We start from the raw sequence: 17807 nt of genomic DNA on the forward strand, positions 1-17807 counted from the left end.
TGTATAAAGGCATGATGCCCAATAAAGCATACACGCTCGAAGAGCTTGGGATCACATACGACTGAGGAGGACGCGGCATGAGATTCATTGATTACGACAAGCTGCACAATGCGATTTACAAGAAAATAATTGAATACACGCCACCTGCTCTCAGGGATGAATACGGGAGAGGATATGCGGAAGGCTTACACAGGGCACTTTACGTGATCGAGTGTCAGGATAAGTTCACCGAGTGGGACAACAGAAAGAAACTTCTTCAACCGGAACACTCTGATTTTGATTGGTCCATTGTCAATGCCATGTTGGAAGACCTGTCAGACATGCTACCGGACACAAACAAAGCGCACGGCGGCGGTTGGCTTCAGGACTGGTTGAAGAATTTCATGTGGGAAAACAGCATCGATCCTGCTTATCTGCTGATGGAGGAGAAGGATGAAGGTACCGAAAAGGAGATCAGCAGATGAACAGATATTATTCTATTTTACGTCCCGTCTCAATCAGCACGTTTCCAGACAGAATCCATATCACAAGGTTTCGCAACTATGATTACCAGACAGAAGTACCAGAGATTCAGCGGGCAGCATGGGGATATTTTGAAACTCCTGACAAGCTGACAGAGCAGGAGTGCTATCGGTATGACTTGGTAGAAGGAGCAAAAAGGCTGGAGGAAGACGAATGCGACTGATTGACCCTGACGAGATCTATTTCGCGGCGTGTCGGATCGATCCTACGTATTCAGGGAAGTCAGCGTATTACGAGCATGTGGCATTCCAGCGGGATGTCGATCAGATCAAGAGAATTGAGGCAGAACCGGTGAAACATGCGCACTGGGTGGCATGTGAAGACGAATACGAAGATGAATATAAATGCTCTGCGTGCGGAGGAATCCAATTTTTCGCTATGACACCGCAAGATGAAGGATGGGAATATTGTCCACACTGCGGCGCAAAGATGGACAAGGAGGAAGGGAAATGAAAATTGAAAGAATGACAGAAATTGAGACATCCGATATCGAAGTTGGCGACCGGATCCACGTCGCTCACTATACGGCGACGTGTCAGGAGATCACGCCAAAGGGCGCACTGTTTTTGATGGATCAGTACCTCGATAAGCGGATGCCGATGAATAAGAAGAACACAAACAAGGGCGGCTACGCGAAGAGTGATCTGCGGAGAGCACTGCAAAGCGTGGACGTACTCAAGCTATTCTCAGGTATCCGTGAGTGGATGGTCCCGTTCGACAACGGCGATCTGCTCCGGATCCCGTTTGCCGGCGAACTTTTTGATAAGTTGCCGAGCTGGTGCGAGCCGGACGATCATGAGCAGTGGCCGCTCATGCGGGACAGACGCAACAGATTAGCCTCAAGATGCGGCGAGTACGAGTGGGGTTGGCTCCAGAATAAGGACAAAACGTCCTCGACGTTTTTTTGCAGTGTCTACAACGGCGGTGATGTTGGCGGCTGGAGCGCCTCGAATTTCATCGGGGTCCGGCCGGTTTTCCAGATCGCAACATGCAGAGAGGAGGCGGAGATGTGCCATTCCTGACATTTATCCTTGGCTACGGTCTTGGAATGATCGTGACCTTGTGGATCGTGATTAGAAACAGCTAGAGGGAGGTGATGCCGATGGACGTGATAACAACATTGCTGCAGATGGCAGGCGAGGAATCGTCGGTCATCCGGAAGACCGCAATCATGGACGCAGTGAACGCAGTCGAGAAACAGCGCGAGTATCCGGGAAGGCGAACATTCAAGTGTCCGGTATGCGGCGCAGACATCCTGCTGACTGACGTATTCTGCCGGCACTGCGGCCAGCGGCTGCCGAGCAGCAAAGATATGTGGAGGACGCTATGACAGCCAAGCAGTTTCTGTATTCAGTTCGAGACGAACAGAAGGAGATCGAGGAGATCGGGGATCGCATCTATGAGCTTGAGATGTCGCTACTTCCCGGCGCGATGCGATACGACGTAGACCGGGTGCAGGTATCTCCGACGGACACAACCACGGACCGGATGGCAGAGATCGCAGAATATATGGGCGAGCTGAAGCGAAAACAGTCGGCGTTGACCGACAAGAGGCTGAAGGCACAGCGACTGATAAATCATCTGACGGACAGCAGAGAACGTCAGGTGCTGGACATATATTTTCTTTCAGTTAAGCGGCCAGGGATGAAGGATGTGGCGGTGATGCTGAACTACTCACAGCGGCAGGCTTATCGATTTTATGTGTCGGCGCTGGAACATCTGGAAAGATGGCAGTGAATGTCACTGGCAATCGTGATATGATGATAGCGTGAAAGGTGAGTCAGAGTAAGACTGATCACATTTCCCATCCTGTGTGAGCGGTAGGTGCAATGCCTGCCGCTTTATGTATATACGGGGGTCAACACGAGAAGGTAGTGGCAGCACTGCTGCCTTGAGCGGATAGGTGCAGGCCGCTATACAAATTCACCCGGCGGGGCAAGCGCCCCGCCATGCTCTGGGTATACCACCCGGAGCTTTTTTAATGGGCAAAAGAGATGACACAGGCAGAACTGGCAACATGGATCAGGCAGCTGATCAAGGAGGATCGGCTGTATAAATTCTACAAGTCAAAGGACTGGATCAAGTTAAAGACAGACATCCTGCGGGATGCTCACTATGAGTGCGCAGTGTGCAGACAGCACGGGAAGATCACACGGTACGATGTGGACTTCATGACCGGAGAGAAGAAGCTGATCTCAACCGTACATCATGTCATGCATGTGCGTGACCATCCTGAGCTGGCAATGTCGCGGACGTTCCGCGATCCAGCAACAGGCGAGATCAAGACGAATCTTCTGCCGGTGTGTAAGTCCTGCCACAACAAGCTGCACCCGGAGAAATTTAAAAGCAAACAGAAACAGGCGAAGCCGCTGACGGTTGAGAGATGGTAAGGATACCCCCGGGGCCTATAACCCCTGTAAAAAGGTGGAACCGAGCAACGGGGAGGCGGTCTAGCCTGTTCAGACGCGCGCGCGACGCGCATAGCAAAATTCAGGAGGGAAAGATATGGCACAAGCTGAATCATCGAAAGAGGTCGCCCAGATCATGAGGTCTGGCGCGTATCGGAAAATCAAAAAGTCACTACTTGAACAGCTCGCTCGATCCGGGAACGATGACCCGCATTTCTCCGACATGGTAGAGGATTACATGAAAATGTACGTCACGAAAGAGCTGTGCAGCCGGGACATCGAGCAACGCGGGGTGAATGTGACATCCATCGGATCGAAAGGTCAGACTGTTGTACACAAGAACGACAGCGTTGACATGATGCTCAAGACGAACGCGCAGATGCTAAAGCTCCTCGATGCGCTGGGAGTCAAGCCGGATGCCGTAGTGGAGGACGATGAAGAGCTGTTGTAAGCTCCCGCCTGAAATCCAGGAATGGATCGACATCGTGGAGAATGACACATTCCGGTGCTGTGAGGAGCAACACCTGTTGATCCAGCATGTGAAGGACTGCTTCGCGAATGAGGACATCGAGATCGACATTGAACGGCTGCGGAATTACATGCGGCTGTGCGATAGCTATGTTCCGTTCAAATTGTTTCCCTGGCAGAAGTTTGTCATTGCGCTGCACGACTGCTGCTATCTGAACGGGCGGCCACGCTGGCCTGATCTGTTCTGTGAGATTGGCCGTGGGGCTGGCAAGGATGGAACGATCGCAGTCGAGGCGTTCCTGCTGACATCGCCATACAACGGAATTCCGGAGTATGACGTGGACATTTGCGCAAACAACGAAGAACAGGCAGTAAGGCCTGTGCAGGACCTGACCGGTTTTTTCGAGCAGCCGGCCAACGTGAAAAAGATCAAGAAGTTCTATCACTGGACGAAAGAGCGGATCGTCAGTGTGAAGACACGGTCGATGATAAAAGGCCGGACGAATAGTCCGAAGGGCAAGGACGGCCTCCGCTCGGGAATCGTGATCTTCAACGAGATCCACCAGTACGAGAACTACGACAACATCAACGTTTTTACAACAGGCCTTGGAAAGAAACAGGACCCGCGCCGGTCATACTATACGACCAATGGTGATGTGCGGGACGGTCCGCTTGACGATCTTCTGGCGGATGCCGAGGACATCCTGAGAGCCGGGGCTGATGACAATGGCTTGCTGCCGTTCATCTGCAAGCTGGACAAACGGGAAGAGGTGGACGATGAGGCAAACTGGACCAAGTCAAATCCATCCCTTCCGTATTTGCCGAACCTGCTAGATGAAACCCGGAAGGAGTACCGAGAGTGGAAGAAGAATCCGGACCGCCTGCCGGCATTCCTCAGCAAGCGGATGAACCTGCCTGATCTGGCAAAGGATACGGCTGTTACTGATTGGGAATCCATCGCGGCAACGAACAAGGAGCTTCCGGATCTGACCGGGAAGAGCTGCACAATCGGCATTGACTATTCAAAGACAACCGACTGGATGGCGGTTGATATCCATTTCCGAGACGGCGACCAGAGATATGACATCTGCCATGCATGGGTGTGCGCGCAGTCGCGCGACCTGCCGAAGATCAAAGCGCCATGGCAGACATGGGTGAACAACGGTCTGCTGACGTATGTCGACGATGTGGAGATTCACCCGTCAATCGTCGCTGAGTACGTCCAGGAAGTCGGACGGAAATACAACATCCAGCAGGTCGGGATTGATAACTATCGGTACTCACTGCTATCCGATGCATTGGCGAAAGTCGGCATATCCAAGGAACAGGGCAATCTGACGATGATCAAGCAGCGCGACATCCTGAGCGTTGTTCCGGTCATCGACCATTGTTTCATGGAGCGCTACTTCACATGGGGCGACAATCCTATGCTGAGATGGGCGACGAACAATACGAAGCTGATCAAGTATGGAAAAGACGTCGGCGCAGACAAGGGATCGTATGTTTACGCCAAGATAGAGGCACATGCACGGAAGACTGATCCATTCATGGCACTGGTCGCGGCGATGTGCGTAGAAGAAAAAATCAAGACGCCGGCACCGATGCAGGTTGTCAACATCATCACATTCTGAAAGGGGGTGAAGCAATGGCATGGTTTAGCACATTTCTTGAAAAGCTGTTCCCGACGACGGAGCACATCGGCGGGGATCCGCAGGCAGTTGTCATTGACATCCCGCCAGATGTTTACTACGAGTCACTGGCAATCTATACGGCGGCATCCTTGATCAGTAACGCGATCGGACACTCTGAGGTAAGGACGTATCGGAATGGGAAACCTGACCGGACGACAGATGATTACTACCTGCTCAATGTCGCGCCGAACAAGAACGAGACATCCAGCCTGTTCTGGCATCGGGTTATCAACAAGATGATTTACAACGGCGAGGCACTGATCGTTGATGCCGGCGGGGCACTGTACTGCGCGGATTCGTTCACACGGACTGTCGAGCGGCCGATCCTGGGCGACATCTACGGAAACGTCACGGTTGGGAATTTTACTTTCAACCGGATTTTTACTCAGGACGATGCCTATCTGATCCGGCTGGACAATATCCAGGTGCGGAGACTGATCGATGGCATGTACGAGCAGTACAAGGGAATCATCGCATCGGCGGCGAAGGCAGTGCAGAAGGGGAACGGGCAGAAGTATAAACTCCACATCCAAGGTACAAAGGCCGGAGATGCGGAGTTTAACAAATTCTTCGCTGAGAACATCAGCACACAGTTGAAGGCGTATTTGGAAAATGACAATGCGGTATATCCGGAATTTGACGGATATGAGCTGCTGTCTGATCCAGTCGCTGAGAAGATGACCGGCGATCATTCGGCGGAGTTTTTGTCGCTGAGGAAGGATCTGTTCTCCATTGTGTCCGCGGCGTTCCATATTCCGGATAGCATGATGTCCGGGAATATCACGAATATGTCGGACATCGTGGGATCGTTCCTGACTTTCGGTGTGGATCCATACGCTGACGTGATCAGCGAAGCTCTGAACAAACGTGGAACGCTGGACAATTATCGGCGCGGCAACTACTACGTGATGGACACATCATCCATCCTGCACCGCGATCAGTTCGCAGTGGCCGCCAATGTATCAAATCTGATCTCATCCGGCGTCAAGAGCATCGATGAGGTGCGCGAGATGCTGGGAGATGCTCCGCTCAATACAGAGTGGAGCCAGAAACATTTTATTACAAAAAACTTCGCGGATATCGCGGGGGGAGAGGAGAAAGCAAGTGAAACGATTTTACCAGATAACGCATGACGAACAGTCGCGCACCGTGGATATTGATATCTACGGGAATATCACACCGTACCCGTATGTGGACGAAGGCACCGGTGAGCAGCATGGCGTATCGTCTAAGGGGCTGAAGGCTGAGATCGATGCCGTGCAGGCAGACACGATCAATGTCTACATCAACTCCAACGGCGGAGACGTTGCTGAGGCGATCGCGATCTGTTCGGCGCTGAGCCGGAACCCGGCGAAGGTTCACACGTATTGCGATGGGTTCGCATGCTCAGCGGCCTCCGTGATCTTCTGCGCGGGGGATCAGCGGACGATGGGCAAGCTGGGGCTGCTAATGATCCACAACTGCAGCGTGTACAACTGGGGACCGATGAACGCGGATGCGCTGCGGAAGATGGCAGACGACGCCGACAAGATCAACCAGGCATCCATCACGATGTACAAGGCAGTGACCGGAATGAGCGAGGAAGAAATCCAGAAGCTCATGGACGCTGAGACGTGGATGACGGCAGAGGAAGCTGTGAAGTATGGCTTCGCGACAGACATCGCAGATGATGATGATGGCGACGAGGGTGCAAGCCAGTCGGCAATGGCGGCGATCCATCAGCGCATTCTTGAGGCCCCCGCTGAGACGTTGCTAGAAGCGCGTATTTCGGCGATTGATGCGAAGATGGACAATTTACTGTCTGCGCTCGCAGAATCGAAACCAGTCAACAAAGGCACAGCCACAATGGCACAGAATGCAAAGAGAGTGTTTGCTGCAATCGCAAAGGAGGAATAAAGAATGCTTAAGAACAAAACTATCATCACTGAAGCTGCATCTGAGATGATGCGCGTATTTACCGACGAAAACGCAACCGAGGAGGCAGTGCAGGCTGCATTTGACAAATTCGGAAACGCAATCGCTGCATCTGTCGGGCAGGATTACCTGTCCGCGAACGGGGATACTGCCGTACTGGCACAGCGCGGTTTCCGTCAGCTTACCAGCGAGGAGAAGGCGTATTACCAGAGAATTATCGATGCAGGCAAGACGAAGACTCCAGTACAGTCTTACATCGGCCTTCCGGACACTGACAAGGTGATGCCGGAGACCATCATTCAGGATGTGTACAAGGACCTTACCGAAGAGCACCCGCTGCTGTCCCGCATCAACTTCCAGAACGTATCCTACCTGACGCGCTGGATTCTCAACGATCACACCGCGCAGACCGCAGCATGGGGCGATGTGAATGATGAAATCACGAAGCAGATCACGTCTGCGTTCCGCGTCGTCGAGGTTAACCAGTGCAAGCTGTCCGCGTATGCGATCATCGAGAAGGACATGCTCGATCTCGGGCCGACCTTCCTTGACAATTACATCCGGACATTCCTGAAGGAATCCCTTGCGTGTGCGCTGGAAAAGGCAATCATCTCCGGCACTGGACTGAAGCAGCCGATCGGCCTTGACCGCGACATCCACAAGGGCGTGTCCTTCTCCTCCGAGACTGGATATCCGCAGAAGACAGCAGTCGCTGTGAAGTCCTTCCTCCCGGCTGAGTATGGCAAGGTGCTCTCCCAGCTGGCAAAGACGGAGCGCGGAACGATGAGAAAATTCGATCAGGTTACGCTTGTGTGTAATCAGGTCGATTATCTCGAAAAGGTTATGCCGGCGACAACGGTTCTGAACGCAAACGGAACCTATTCCACTAACCTGTTCCCGTTCCCGACCGAGGTGATCCGTTCGAACGAGATGGAGACCGGAAAGGCGCTGATCTTCCTTCCGGAGGAGTATTTCTTCGGGCTGGGATCCTCCAAGGACGGCACGCTTGAGTATTCCGACGACTTCAAATTCCTTGCTGATCAGCGCGTGTACAAGATCAAGATGCATGGCATGGGCCGTGCATGGGATAACACAGTCGCTGTGCTACTCGATATCAGCAAACTCAACCCGGCATACATCACGGTGCTTCAGAAGACCGAGACCGCCGGCGCGTAAACGGGAGGGCTGACTGATGCTGAACAAGGACACAATGCCAGAGGAATATCTGAACATGGTCAAGCGGCATCTCAGCGTTACCTGGAATGATCCGGATACGGACGACAAAATCGCAGACATGATGCTCGACGCCGAGGCGGCACTGAACCACCTCCTCGGCGCAAGCGCCGACTATTTCAAGCCCGGGATCGACCGTGAGCTGTATCTGGCATACCTGCTGTATGCGTGGAATAACTGCCTGAATGAATTTGATTCGGCGTATCGAACAGAGATCATCCGGGCACGGCATCTCCACGCATTCCAGAACGGGGGCTGATCATGAAAAAACGGTTTGCGACATATACCGACGGGGTGCTGTGGGTCTGCGAACAAACGGCCGGTAAATCGGATTTCGGCGCAGTGAAGAATGCCAGAGCAGGATCAGATATCAAGCAGATCGAAAAGCTGAACTATCAGGAGATGTCCAAGCGCGATCAGGATCAGGATTTCGCGAATTCGCAGGGACGGACGCTGAGCATGAAAGTACGGTGCCTCCTCCGGCCGTGGGTGACGAAGCTGAACATCGTTAAGATCGACGAGACATTGTACAGCATCATCAATGTTGATTTCGACCGCGCTAGCCGGGTGATGTACCTGTATCTGGAGGAGGTGCGCAAGCTATGACATCAGTGCTGAACCATATAAGCGAGCTGCTGACCGGGATGTGCGCATCCGATGATGTGCCGATGGTTGGCTGCTGGTATGGCGCGTGTCAGGAGACAAAGCTTGACCGCTGGAATTACTTTGTGTTCAACCGCGTTCGGACCGCGACAGCGAGCAACAACATCGACCGGGAGACCTATTACCAGGTGCATGTCATTCATGAGGACTACATCCCGGAGGGCTACATCGATACGGTGATCAAGACGCTTGAAAAGACGCCGGGCCCGAAGCTGAAAAAGACATCGGACGACATCACCTACGATTACACCTTTAAGGGGAATTCAAATATGGTTGTGGAGATCGCAACCATCACGTTCGTGCATCCCCAGAAAAGGAGCTGCTGATGGGTTGGTTCGAATTTGACGCGGGATCGATAGACGATCTGTATGAAAAGATGGTGTCTTACGGCGCGGGATCAGGGCAGATCATCGATAAGGTCCTTCGGTCGGAAGGCGCGGAAGAGATCAAGAAGCAGATTGCGCGCCTGTTGCCGTCATCCGGACGCCACTGGAAAGGAAAAGCACCGGCAGCAAGATCGGCGATGCCAGGGAGGTTCGACCAGGATAACGGTGAGCTGTCAGTAACAATTGCAGCACGCGGGAAGTACCATTATCTGTATTTCCCGGACGACGGAAGCAATACCCGGAAGCATGCAGGTAACAAACAATTCATGCTGCACGGCGCAGAGGCAGCAGCCCCGAAGGTGGTAGAAATGTGCGTTGGTAAACTTGCAGAAGCATTTAACAATTAACGGAGGTAAATAAGATGGCAGGATTTACGTCTACAGAGGTTTTTTCCCCTTATGAGTGCGACCAGCTGGCAATCAAAGTCGCTGGGGAGTCCGCATACACGGAGGATGATTGTGTTGGAAAGCTGACGGTTGAACGCGAGACCAAGACCGTCACGAAAAAGTGCAGAGGGTTCGTCAAAAAGAGAAAGACCAAAGTCACGGGGAACGGAACGATCACCCTCAGCATGCATGTGAAGCTCGACCTGTACAGGAAGCTGCATGCCATGGTCAGCGACGGACTGCAGGATGGTGTGTATGCGTTCGACAATACGGTCCCGATGCCGGAATGCTCGATCGCTGCGCGTGTCAAGGATGAGGATGACAACATCATGTTTAAGGGCTTCCCACGTTGCAAAATCGAGGAGGTCGGGCAGCTGTCTGTCGAGAATGGATCCGATGAGGTCGCAGAGGTGGAGATCAAGCTTTCTTACATGCCGGATGATTACGGCAAGGGAGAGTATGAAGCTCTGGCCGATGAGCTGTCCGGAACGGTGCTGACGAAAGAAAACTGGATGACGACATTCTCCAGCGAGAAGGCGCAGAAGACAGACGGCTGATCTGACTGACGCAGGAGGGAAAGATGACTGATACAACAGTTGCAATCGAATTCGACGACGGGACGAAGGAATCTGGAACGCTCAATTTTTACAGCCTGTACCTGCTCCGCGAGGGCGGGGACAAGGCCCGGGCGATCTATGAGAATTACCAGAAGATCAGGCTGAACGGCGCAAAGGATGAGCTGGACTATGCATACCTTGTATATACAGCGTATGTGTGTGCGAATCTGGACAAGGAGTACATCGACTATCCGGAGTTCCTGAAGCGGCTGATCCCGAACAGGGGGATGCTGTTGCACACCGTCAACCTGCTGCTCAACCCGCAGCCGAAAAAAAAAGCGACTTCGCCAGCGCCTTCAAAAGGGCGACAAAGCCAGTAAATAAACGGGTGCGCATGCCACAATTCACTCTGGAAACCATTGAGGATCATTACACATACTATGTGCAGTTGATGGGGATTCCGGAGGATGTCTTCTGGCATGCGCCGTTTCCTTTTTTGGAGCGGATTGTAGAAAACAAGACAGCATATGATGCATGGCATGCGTCGGTGCTGCAGTATGAGAGGGACAGAAATGGCGGGTAAAAACGAAGCAAAAATTAAGTTTACTGCGGATACCGCCGAATTTAACGAGCAAATCACGCAGGCGAATTCTGCGATGACGGGACTCCGCGCGGAGATGAAGCTGAACGACGCGCAGTTCAAGAACACCGGGGATTCGGCGGAGTATCTGAAGCAGAAACAGCAGCTCCTGCAGTCCGAGCTGGAAGCGAACGAGCAGAAGCAGCAGGCGTTGAATGGGAAGCTGGAAGCCGCCAAGTCGATCTATGGCGAGAACAGCCAGGAAGCGCAGAAGTGGGCTACCAAGCTGACCAATGCCAAGACGGAGCAGGCAAAGCTCGAAGGCGCAATCGCTGAGACGAACGCTGAATTGAATGGGTTTAATTCGACGGCTGACTCTGCAGAGTCAGAGATGAACCAGCTCGGCAATGCCGCAAAAGGTGCCGGTGACAACGTTGACACCGTGAATGTGTCCTTCGGATCCCTGGTGAAAGGTAAGCTGGTCGACATGGCAGGTGATGCCATCATGGGGCTTGGGTCGAAGGCAATTGACGCGGGGAAGAAGCTGATCCAGCTGGGCGTTGACGCGGCATCATACGCTGACAACATCCTGACAGCATCGCAGGTTACAGGGATGTCGACCGATGAGCTGCAGGAGTACCAGTATGCATCGGAGCTGATCGACACAAGCCTGGATACGGTCACCGGATCCATGAAGAAGAACCTCAAATCCATGATGCAGGCGCAGAAGGGATCAGAGGACTACACGGCGGCATATGAAAAGCTTGGAGTCAGCGTAACAGATGCAAATGGGAATCTGAGGAATTCCGAAGATGTGTTCTGGGACTGCATCGATGCTCTGGGCGGCGTATCCGATGAGACAGAGCGGGACGCCATCGCGATGCAGATCTTTGGTAAGTCAGCGAACGAGCTGAACCCGCTGATCATCAAAGGATCTGACGGATTTAAACAGCTGGCGCAGCAGGCGCAGGATGCCGGAGCAGTTCTGTCTGGTGACACGCTGGATTCTCTCGGAGGTGTGGATGATTCCATCCAGTACCTGAAGCAGAATTCGGAAGCCTTCGGACGAGCGATCGGAACGAAGGTCGCGCCCATGATCGGATTTTTGGCAGATGCCGCCTCTGATGCGCTGATCGGATTGACGAACTTCGTCGAGGGCGCGGACTTGTCGCCACTAGAGCAGCAGATCAAGGATGTCCAGACAGACGCTGACAATTTCAAAAAAACAATTGATGAGACTGGTGAAACGTGGGATACATCATTCTCTGACGTGCAGACTGTTGAACAGCTGAGCAATCGGCTGAAAGAATTGAACAACGTTTCCAACCCGACGCTCGAGCAGTCATTTGAGATGCGCACGATTGTCGGTGAGCTGGCGCAGACGATCCCACAACTGGCAGATGCCTACGACGAAGAGACCGGAAAGCTGAAGCTGACAAACGATGAGATCGATAAATATGTTGACAACTGCGAAGCCCAGATGCTCGCAACAGCGAAAAAACAGGCAACGCAGGAGCTGTACAATGGACTGCTGAAAGAGGAAGGAAACCTACTCAAAGCGCAGGAAGCTGATCAAGTAGCAAAGGATAATGTCTACAGCATCATGGAGCAGAAATCTGCTCTTGAAGATCTGTGGGGCACGTATGAAAAGCTACAGGAACAGCAGCAGAAAGCTTTCGCGAACGGTCAGGATACCACCGAGATCGGCGAGCAGATGGCGAAAGTCTCGGAAGAGCTGTCTGATAAATATGGCGTTGCTGCCGGATCAGCTGACACATATAACCAGGCGCAGGATCGACTGTCTGATTCGCTCCGGGAAGCACAGGAAACATCATCCGATGCCAGTAAGGCGCTGAGCGATACGACTGCAAACATCGACGAAGCAAAAGGCCAGATAAAGGACGTCGATGAAGCCACAAAGGGATTGACCAAGGAGCTGGGGATCAATACTGAAACGACGGACGAAAACTCAGACTCCAAAGATAACAACACTGATAAAACCATAGAAAATTACGAGGCGCAGCAGGAAGCAGCGGAGAACGCGAAGACCGCAGCAGCCGCATATAAGACCGCATCTGATGCGATGGAGCAGGCATTTACGTCGGCTGTCGAAAGTGCGAAAAGTGCCTTTTCTATCAACCCATTCGACAAATGGGAGCAGGATTCCGAAAAAGGATTGTCAGCCTTCATGGAAGCCATGCAGTCCCAAGAAGAGGGAATGAAGAATTACCAGGCGAATATCGATGTCCTCACGGATAACCTGGGACAGAGAGCGCCTGAATTCTTAAATTACCTTGAGCAGATGGGGCCGGAAGGCGCGCAGCTGGTCCAGGAACTGGCTGATGCGGTCACATCCGGAGATATGCAGACCGTCAATGACGCAATGTATCATTTCCTTGCCGCTACTGATCAACAGCAGGAGCTGTCCGCAAATCTGGCGGCGGATGCGGTTGCCTATAAGCTGGGACTTGGAGAAATCGGATCATCAGATGCTGAATACCAGGAGCTGCAGGATTCGATCACGAACGGGTTCACAAAGGCGGATGAGGCGACAAAATCATCAGTCGCACAGCTTGCGGCATCGGCGCAGGCCATGGGCGTTACGATTCCATCCGGTTTGGCTGATGGAATTTCCAGTGGGTCGACAAGCCCGGAGCAGGCGACGCAGCAGCTGACATCTGCGATGTTCGGACAGCTGAATGGATTGGTAACCGCAGCGCAGAAGGCCGGAATCTCACTGCCACAATCACTTGTAGATGGGATCAACGCGAAAACAGTGGATCCAGTGCAGGCATTTAATGAGCTGGTAAAATCCATCAACGGATCATCGGTGGATACATCCGACGCAAAGGCTGCCGGCGAAGCGACCGGATCGGCAATGACGAAAAGCATGACGGATGATGCATCTAAGGGTGCATCGGAAGCTGCGAGCACAGCCATCAGCGAATTGTCAAAGGGGATCAGCAGCCAGGCGAGCACTGTGACCGGGGCTGTGAGCGCCATGATGGCCAACGTGCGGACAATGTTGACGACCGGCACGAAGGCAATGGCGCCGGCGATATCCGGCAGCCTGGATAGAGTGACGGATGAATTCTCGGACATGGCATCGGACGTCAGGCGATCGATGAGCCAGTCCGAAACATCCGTGATCGTTGGAGTCGGAAAGCTGAGATCGGCGCTACACACGAAGCTCAAAGGACCGGATATCGCTGTTCCGCATTTCTCAATGTCTGGAGATTTCAACGCAAAGACGAAGCAGGTGCCGTCCGTATCCGTCCAATGGTACGCGAAAGGCGCGGTGTTTGACAATGCGACGATCATCCCGACGTTGTACGGACTGAAGGGAGTCGGTGAAGCCGGACCGGAAGCGGTCGCGCCAGTCGACGTGCTGCAGAACTATGTCGCTGCAGCCGTGATGCAGTCGGTGCCGCAGATCGACTATGATCTGTTGGGTGAAAAGGTCGCTGAAGCTGTATCACGGATGGATATGACCGTCGAGATGGACGGCCGCGAATTCGGCAGGGCAGTAAGGAGGGTGTCCGGATGAATCTATACTATGAGGGGTCGACCGGCGAGATCATCGACTTCAACTCGGATGCCCTTGCCGCCGAGAATCCGGAGGTGCTGGCGAAGTCCGAGTGGAAGTTTTCGACAATCTCCGGTGTAAACGGGATCGGCCGGGTGAAGACGTTCTACAAAGATACGTCCGAGTGTGATTTCAAAATCGATGTGCTGGCCGAAAATGCGGCGGAATATAACGCGATCATGGCGAAGATGCACCGGGTATTCGATGCAGATGTGCAGCGTATGCAGCCTGGCAGACTGTGGTGGAACGGATTCTACAGGGAAGCCTTTATCGTCGTGCAATCTTATGAGAGCTTCGACGAGATGATGGAGTCCGTGACGAAGACCGTGCATGTGATCAGCACGTACCCATTCTGGATCAAGGAGAACACGTATCATTTCACATCGATCAGAGACGAATCGACAGGACTCTATTTTGCTTTTGATTTTCCGATTGATCTCGGAGCGCCGAGCTATTCTGAAGTGCTACCATGCGACTGCATCAATTCGGCAAATTTCAAGTTGACATTTTTCGGGCCGTGTACAGATCCATCTGTGACCATCGGCGGGAACAGGTACGGCCTGTTCTGCACGCTCGGAACGGATGAGCGGGTAGAGATCGATTCAAAGATGAAGACGATCGAGAAGTATGACGCCCACGGGAACGAGGAAAATTACTTCTACCTACGCGACAAGGACAGTTACATCTTTACGAAGATTGACCGTGGAGACATTCCAGTTGTGCGGTCAAAATCGTTAAAAATGGATGTAACGCTGTTTGACGAGAGGGGTGAGCCGGCAGTATGGATTTGATCTATACGGACGAAAAGCGGAAAGACGTCGGCGTAATGATGGCGTATACGCTGGATATGGCGTATGGGTCGGATGAAAACGACTTCGAATGCACGGTCGGGCGGGACAACCACTGCTGCCGGGTCGGCTGCTACCTGTACGTTGACGGTGAAGACTACGGCGGATACATCGATAGCATCAAGGTAGATACGGAAAAAGGCGATATCACTTATAAGGGTCGGACATGGTACGGAATTCTTGAGAGCCGGGTGATCTGCCCACCTTCCGGGCAGGATTATGCGATCTTCGGCGGCGAAGCGAATACGGTATTGGGGCAGATCATCGAGGCTTTGAGGCTCGGTGATCTTTTTTCTGCCGATACAGCAGGATCCGGAATCACGATCAATAACTACCAGATGGAACGGTATGTAAAAGGATACACAGGAATCAGAGCCATGCTGAAATCTGTGTATGCGAAGCTGCGTTGCCGCTGGCATGAGGGAAAAGTGATCCTGTCCGCCGAGCCTGCTGCTGACTACAGCCAGGATGAGGAGTGGGACACATCGCAGGTCGATTACACTGTTACAAAAAACTATCATCCAGTGAATCACATGATCTGCATGGGGCAAGGCGATCTCAAGGATCGGGCAGTGATCCACATCTTCACCGATGCCCATGGAGGCATCCAGAAATATGCGAAGAATGATCCACCGCTGCAGGATAGCGATTACATCCTGGATGAGTCAAGCCGTGTGATCAGCGGCATGGATGAGGTGGCGGAGGTGCTGGACGAACCGTCATCGTCGATCACCACCAACTACATCCTGACGACTGCGAAGCCGTCGAATTGGGATCAGGACTGTGAGGAATACTTCACACACGAAATCCAGGAGGACGGAGACGACAGCTATTCACACGTACGCAAACACCGGTTGGGGCACGTTCTGCAACGCTACCAGCCTGCGGACTGGTCCGTAAATTTCGGAAGCTACTACACGCGGGGGACCGATGATAAGGGCGAGGTGAAATATTCGTCGGTGCGTGGCCAGACCGTTTACAACCTGCTTGGATCACAGCCGGCTGACTGGGCGACGAACTACGGCGAATATTACACGGCTGGAGGTGGCAGCCGAGTAAGCGGAATCGATCAGGAAAGTTACGTCAGACAGGGCGTGTGTCCTGGCGACTGGGCGACGAACTACGGAACCTACTATTCACTGTACTCGGACGGCGTGACAACGACATATCGGCGCGTGACAGGGATCAACAACGAGAGCTATCAGCTGCAGACCGGTCGCCCAAGTGACTGGGCAACAAATTACAGCTCGTATTATCGCCGGGCGACCGCGAAGGAGCTGAAGAAGAACAAGAAAGAACGGTGGAAGAATGTCTCGCTGACATCGAAGAAAAAGGTACCAGGATGGCAGGCAGGAAGATATTACACCAGAATATCATTTGAGACTCCACCCAACTGGGGAGCGGATGCGCGATTTACGCTGATAAAGTACAAGATCGCGCCGGCGTTTGCAGCAAATACTTACTATGTTCGCGTGGATAATTCCCCGCCTTCGTGGGCACAGAACACGTATTACACCAACAGCGATGAAATGGTTGCGCCGGAATGGACGACCGGGACGTACTTCCGGGCAGTCGAGGACCGGTATGCAGCGCTGGTGGAATCGGCAAAGAAAAAGCTGGAGGAAGCATGGCAGGCGGATGACCTGGACATCGATCTTGAAGAAACAGATCAGGTGTACGATATCAGCGATCTGGTCGGCTGTATCGAACATACGACAGGGATCACGACGATTCAGGAAGTGTCAAAAAAAATCATTAAAATAACCAACAACGATATCAGCATCAAATACGAGGTGAAATAAATGGGTGTAACGCTTATCACCGGCCACAGCGGAGCCGGGCACATCACATCCGCTGACGCGGGGCGGCTGATCGCGGGTGTTGTGGGCCTTGATCGGTATGTGCTTCCGACTGGGAAGAAATTTGCCTACACGATCATCAGCAACAATGAGATCGACATTGCCGATGGAGACCTGGTTGACCAGGGGCGACACATTTCTCTGCCGCAGAATGAGATAGAGGCTGTGCAGATCGAAAACGGCACGCAGAACAAGGAAAGGATAGACACAATCGCGATCAAATATACCATGGATGCATCATCCGGGATAGAGTCCGCATCGATGGTGCTGAAGAAAGGATCGCCTGTAACAATCGGATCGGGAACTGCTGCGCCTGCTACGCTGACGACCGGCAATATCTACGCGGGGGCAACGGAGGATGAAACCGCGCTGTACTACGTGTACATATCCGGAATCACGATCACTAAGGTCGTGCCAAAATTCAAAGTGATCGAGCCGCTGGGGAACAGCGGATTTGATTTGGCAACTGATGACACATTTGTAACGGCATGGGAGGCATTGCTGAAATGATTAGTCTGCAGAAGATCATCACAAAGCTGAAATCGCTGATCGACAAAAACACAGCAGATATCACTGCGCTAAACAACAAGATTGCCTGGGGCGATCAAGTATTTCTAAACAACGGTTACGCAACTGACGCCAACCAGTGCAGCCGTACCGGAATATATTGGACAAGTACAGCAACAGCAAATGTTCAGGGATACGG

24 protein-coding genes are annotated in these 17807 nt (G+C 52.7%); all 24 read left to right on the forward strand.

The genetic code is table 11. From position 1 onward, the window contains the following. The first annotated feature begins 77 nt into the window (after positions 1 to 77). Positions 78 to 464 (forward strand): hypothetical protein, encoded by a 387-nt coding sequence (locus tag FYJ35_RS14120; RefSeq protein WP_154527552.1) that lies wholly within the window; start codon positions 78 to 80, stop codon positions 462 to 464. Beyond that, the gene (locus FYJ35_RS14125) at positions 461 to 685 is read left to right on the forward strand and encodes a defense against restriction DarA-related protein (protein ID WP_154527553.1); all 225 of its coding nucleotides are present in this window, start codon (positions 461 to 463) and stop codon (positions 683 to 685) included. The genes FYJ35_RS14120 and FYJ35_RS14125 overlap by 4 nt, the downstream gene beginning before the upstream one ends. After that, the gene (locus tag FYJ35_RS14130) at positions 676 to 975 is read left to right on the forward strand and encodes an FmdB family zinc ribbon protein (protein WP_154527554.1); all 300 of its coding nucleotides are present in this window, start codon (positions 676 to 678) and stop codon (positions 973 to 975) included. Before FYJ35_RS14125 ends, FYJ35_RS14130 begins: the two co-directional genes overlap by 10 nt. Then, positions 972 to 1544, forward strand: a complete 573-nt coding sequence (locus tag FYJ35_RS14135; RefSeq protein ID WP_154527555.1) for a hypothetical protein — start codon at positions 972 to 974, stop codon at positions 1542 to 1544. Before FYJ35_RS14130 ends, FYJ35_RS14135 begins: the two co-directional genes overlap by 4 nt. An 80-nt stretch (positions 1545 to 1624) precedes the next feature. After that, positions 1625 to 1852, forward strand: a complete 228-nt coding sequence (locus tag FYJ35_RS14140) for a zinc ribbon domain-containing protein (protein ID WP_205839862.1) — start codon at positions 1625 to 1627, stop codon at positions 1850 to 1852. Next, positions 1849 to 2259 carry a hypothetical protein gene (locus tag FYJ35_RS14145; protein WP_154527557.1) on the forward strand — a complete coding sequence of 137 codons (411 nt, stop codon included), beginning with the start codon at positions 1849 to 1851 and terminating at the stop codon, positions 2257 to 2259. The genes FYJ35_RS14140 and FYJ35_RS14145 overlap by 4 nt, the downstream gene beginning before the upstream one ends. A gap of 257 nt (positions 2260 to 2516) precedes the next feature. Continuing rightward, positions 2517 to 2912, forward strand: a complete 396-nt coding sequence (locus FYJ35_RS14150; protein WP_154527558.1) for a hypothetical protein — start codon at positions 2517 to 2519, stop codon at positions 2910 to 2912. Between the two features lie 115 nt (positions 2913 to 3027). Beyond that, complete coding sequence (locus FYJ35_RS14155) at positions 3028 to 3381, forward strand: P27 family phage terminase small subunit (RefSeq protein WP_154527559.1); 354 nt, start codon at positions 3028 to 3030, stop codon at positions 3379 to 3381. Then, entirely contained in the window at positions 3365 to 5029 is a 1665-nt protein-coding gene (locus FYJ35_RS14160; protein ID WP_154527560.1) for a terminase TerL endonuclease subunit, read from the forward strand. The genes FYJ35_RS14155 and FYJ35_RS14160 overlap by 17 nt, the downstream gene beginning before the upstream one ends. Before the next feature lie 14 nt (positions 5030 to 5043). After that, positions 5044 to 6222: a phage portal protein gene (locus FYJ35_RS14165; protein WP_154527561.1), complete on the forward strand. Its 1179-nt coding sequence runs from the start codon at positions 5044 to 5046 to the stop codon at positions 6220 to 6222. Next, the gene (locus FYJ35_RS14170; RefSeq protein ID WP_205839863.1) at positions 6194 to 6985 is read left to right on the forward strand and encodes a head maturation protease, ClpP-related; all 792 of its coding nucleotides are present in this window, start codon (positions 6194 to 6196) and stop codon (positions 6983 to 6985) included. The genes FYJ35_RS14165 and FYJ35_RS14170 overlap by 29 nt, the downstream gene beginning before the upstream one ends. Positions 6986 to 6988: 3 nt before the next feature. Further along, the gene (locus FYJ35_RS14175) at positions 6989 to 8179 is read left to right on the forward strand and encodes a phage major capsid protein (RefSeq protein ID WP_154527563.1); all 1191 of its coding nucleotides are present in this window, start codon (positions 6989 to 6991) and stop codon (positions 8177 to 8179) included. Positions 8180 to 8195: 16 nt separating this feature from the next. Beyond that, positions 8196 to 8495, forward strand: a complete 300-nt coding sequence (locus tag FYJ35_RS14180) for a hypothetical protein (protein WP_154527564.1) — start codon at positions 8196 to 8198, stop codon at positions 8493 to 8495. Between the two features lie 2 nt (positions 8496 to 8497). Continuing rightward, on the forward strand, positions 8498 to 8842 hold the full coding sequence (locus tag FYJ35_RS14185) for a hypothetical protein (RefSeq protein WP_154527565.1): 345 nt from the start codon (positions 8498 to 8500) through the stop codon (positions 8840 to 8842). Further along, complete coding sequence (locus FYJ35_RS14190; RefSeq protein ID WP_154527566.1) at positions 8839 to 9225, forward strand: hypothetical protein; 387 nt, start codon at positions 8839 to 8841, stop codon at positions 9223 to 9225. Before FYJ35_RS14185 ends, FYJ35_RS14190 begins: the two co-directional genes overlap by 4 nt. Then, entirely contained in the window at positions 9225 to 9632 is a 408-nt protein-coding gene (locus FYJ35_RS14195; RefSeq protein WP_154527567.1) for a hypothetical protein, read from the forward strand. The genes FYJ35_RS14190 and FYJ35_RS14195 overlap by 1 nt, the downstream gene beginning before the upstream one ends. 14 nt (positions 9633 to 9646) lie before the next feature. Further along, positions 9647 to 10228 (forward strand): hypothetical protein, encoded by a 582-nt coding sequence (locus FYJ35_RS14200; RefSeq protein WP_154527568.1) that lies wholly within the window; start codon positions 9647 to 9649, stop codon positions 10226 to 10228. A 23-nt stretch (positions 10229 to 10251) separates the two neighbouring features. Then, positions 10252 to 10608 carry a hypothetical protein gene (locus FYJ35_RS14205; RefSeq protein WP_154527569.1) on the forward strand — a complete coding sequence of 119 codons (357 nt, stop codon included), beginning with the start codon at positions 10252 to 10254 and terminating at the stop codon, positions 10606 to 10608. A gap of 14 nt (positions 10609 to 10622) precedes the next feature. Continuing rightward, a complete protein-coding gene (locus FYJ35_RS14210; RefSeq protein ID WP_154527570.1) occupies positions 10623 to 10811 on the forward strand; it encodes a hypothetical protein in 189 nt (62 codons plus the stop codon). Beyond that, positions 10801 to 14355 carry a phage tail tape measure protein gene (locus FYJ35_RS14215; RefSeq protein ID WP_154527571.1) on the forward strand — a complete coding sequence of 1185 codons (3555 nt, stop codon included), beginning with the start codon at positions 10801 to 10803 and terminating at the stop codon, positions 14353 to 14355. The genes FYJ35_RS14210 and FYJ35_RS14215 overlap by 11 nt, the downstream gene beginning before the upstream one ends. After that, the gene (locus tag FYJ35_RS14220) at positions 14352 to 15185 is read left to right on the forward strand and encodes a hypothetical protein (RefSeq protein WP_154527572.1); all 834 of its coding nucleotides are present in this window, start codon (positions 14352 to 14354) and stop codon (positions 15183 to 15185) included. The genes FYJ35_RS14215 and FYJ35_RS14220 overlap by 4 nt, the downstream gene beginning before the upstream one ends. Further along, a complete protein-coding gene (locus FYJ35_RS14225; RefSeq protein WP_154527573.1) occupies positions 15176 to 17044 on the forward strand; it encodes a hypothetical protein in 1869 nt (622 codons plus the stop codon). The genes FYJ35_RS14220 and FYJ35_RS14225 overlap by 10 nt, the downstream gene beginning before the upstream one ends. Further along, positions 17045 to 17611: a hypothetical protein gene (locus tag FYJ35_RS14230; protein WP_154527574.1), complete on the forward strand. Its 567-nt coding sequence runs from the start codon at positions 17045 to 17047 to the stop codon at positions 17609 to 17611. It abuts the gene before it with no gap. Continuing rightward, positions 17608 to 17807 (forward strand): hypothetical protein (locus FYJ35_RS14235; RefSeq protein WP_154527575.1); only part of this gene is annotated, 200 nt, incomplete at its 3' end. The genes FYJ35_RS14230 and FYJ35_RS14235, both read left to right, overlap by 4 nt.

This window comes from Porcincola intestinalis, from assembly GCF_009696445.1.
Lineage (GTDB): Bacteria > Bacillota > Clostridia > Lachnospirales > Lachnospiraceae > Porcincola > Porcincola intestinalis.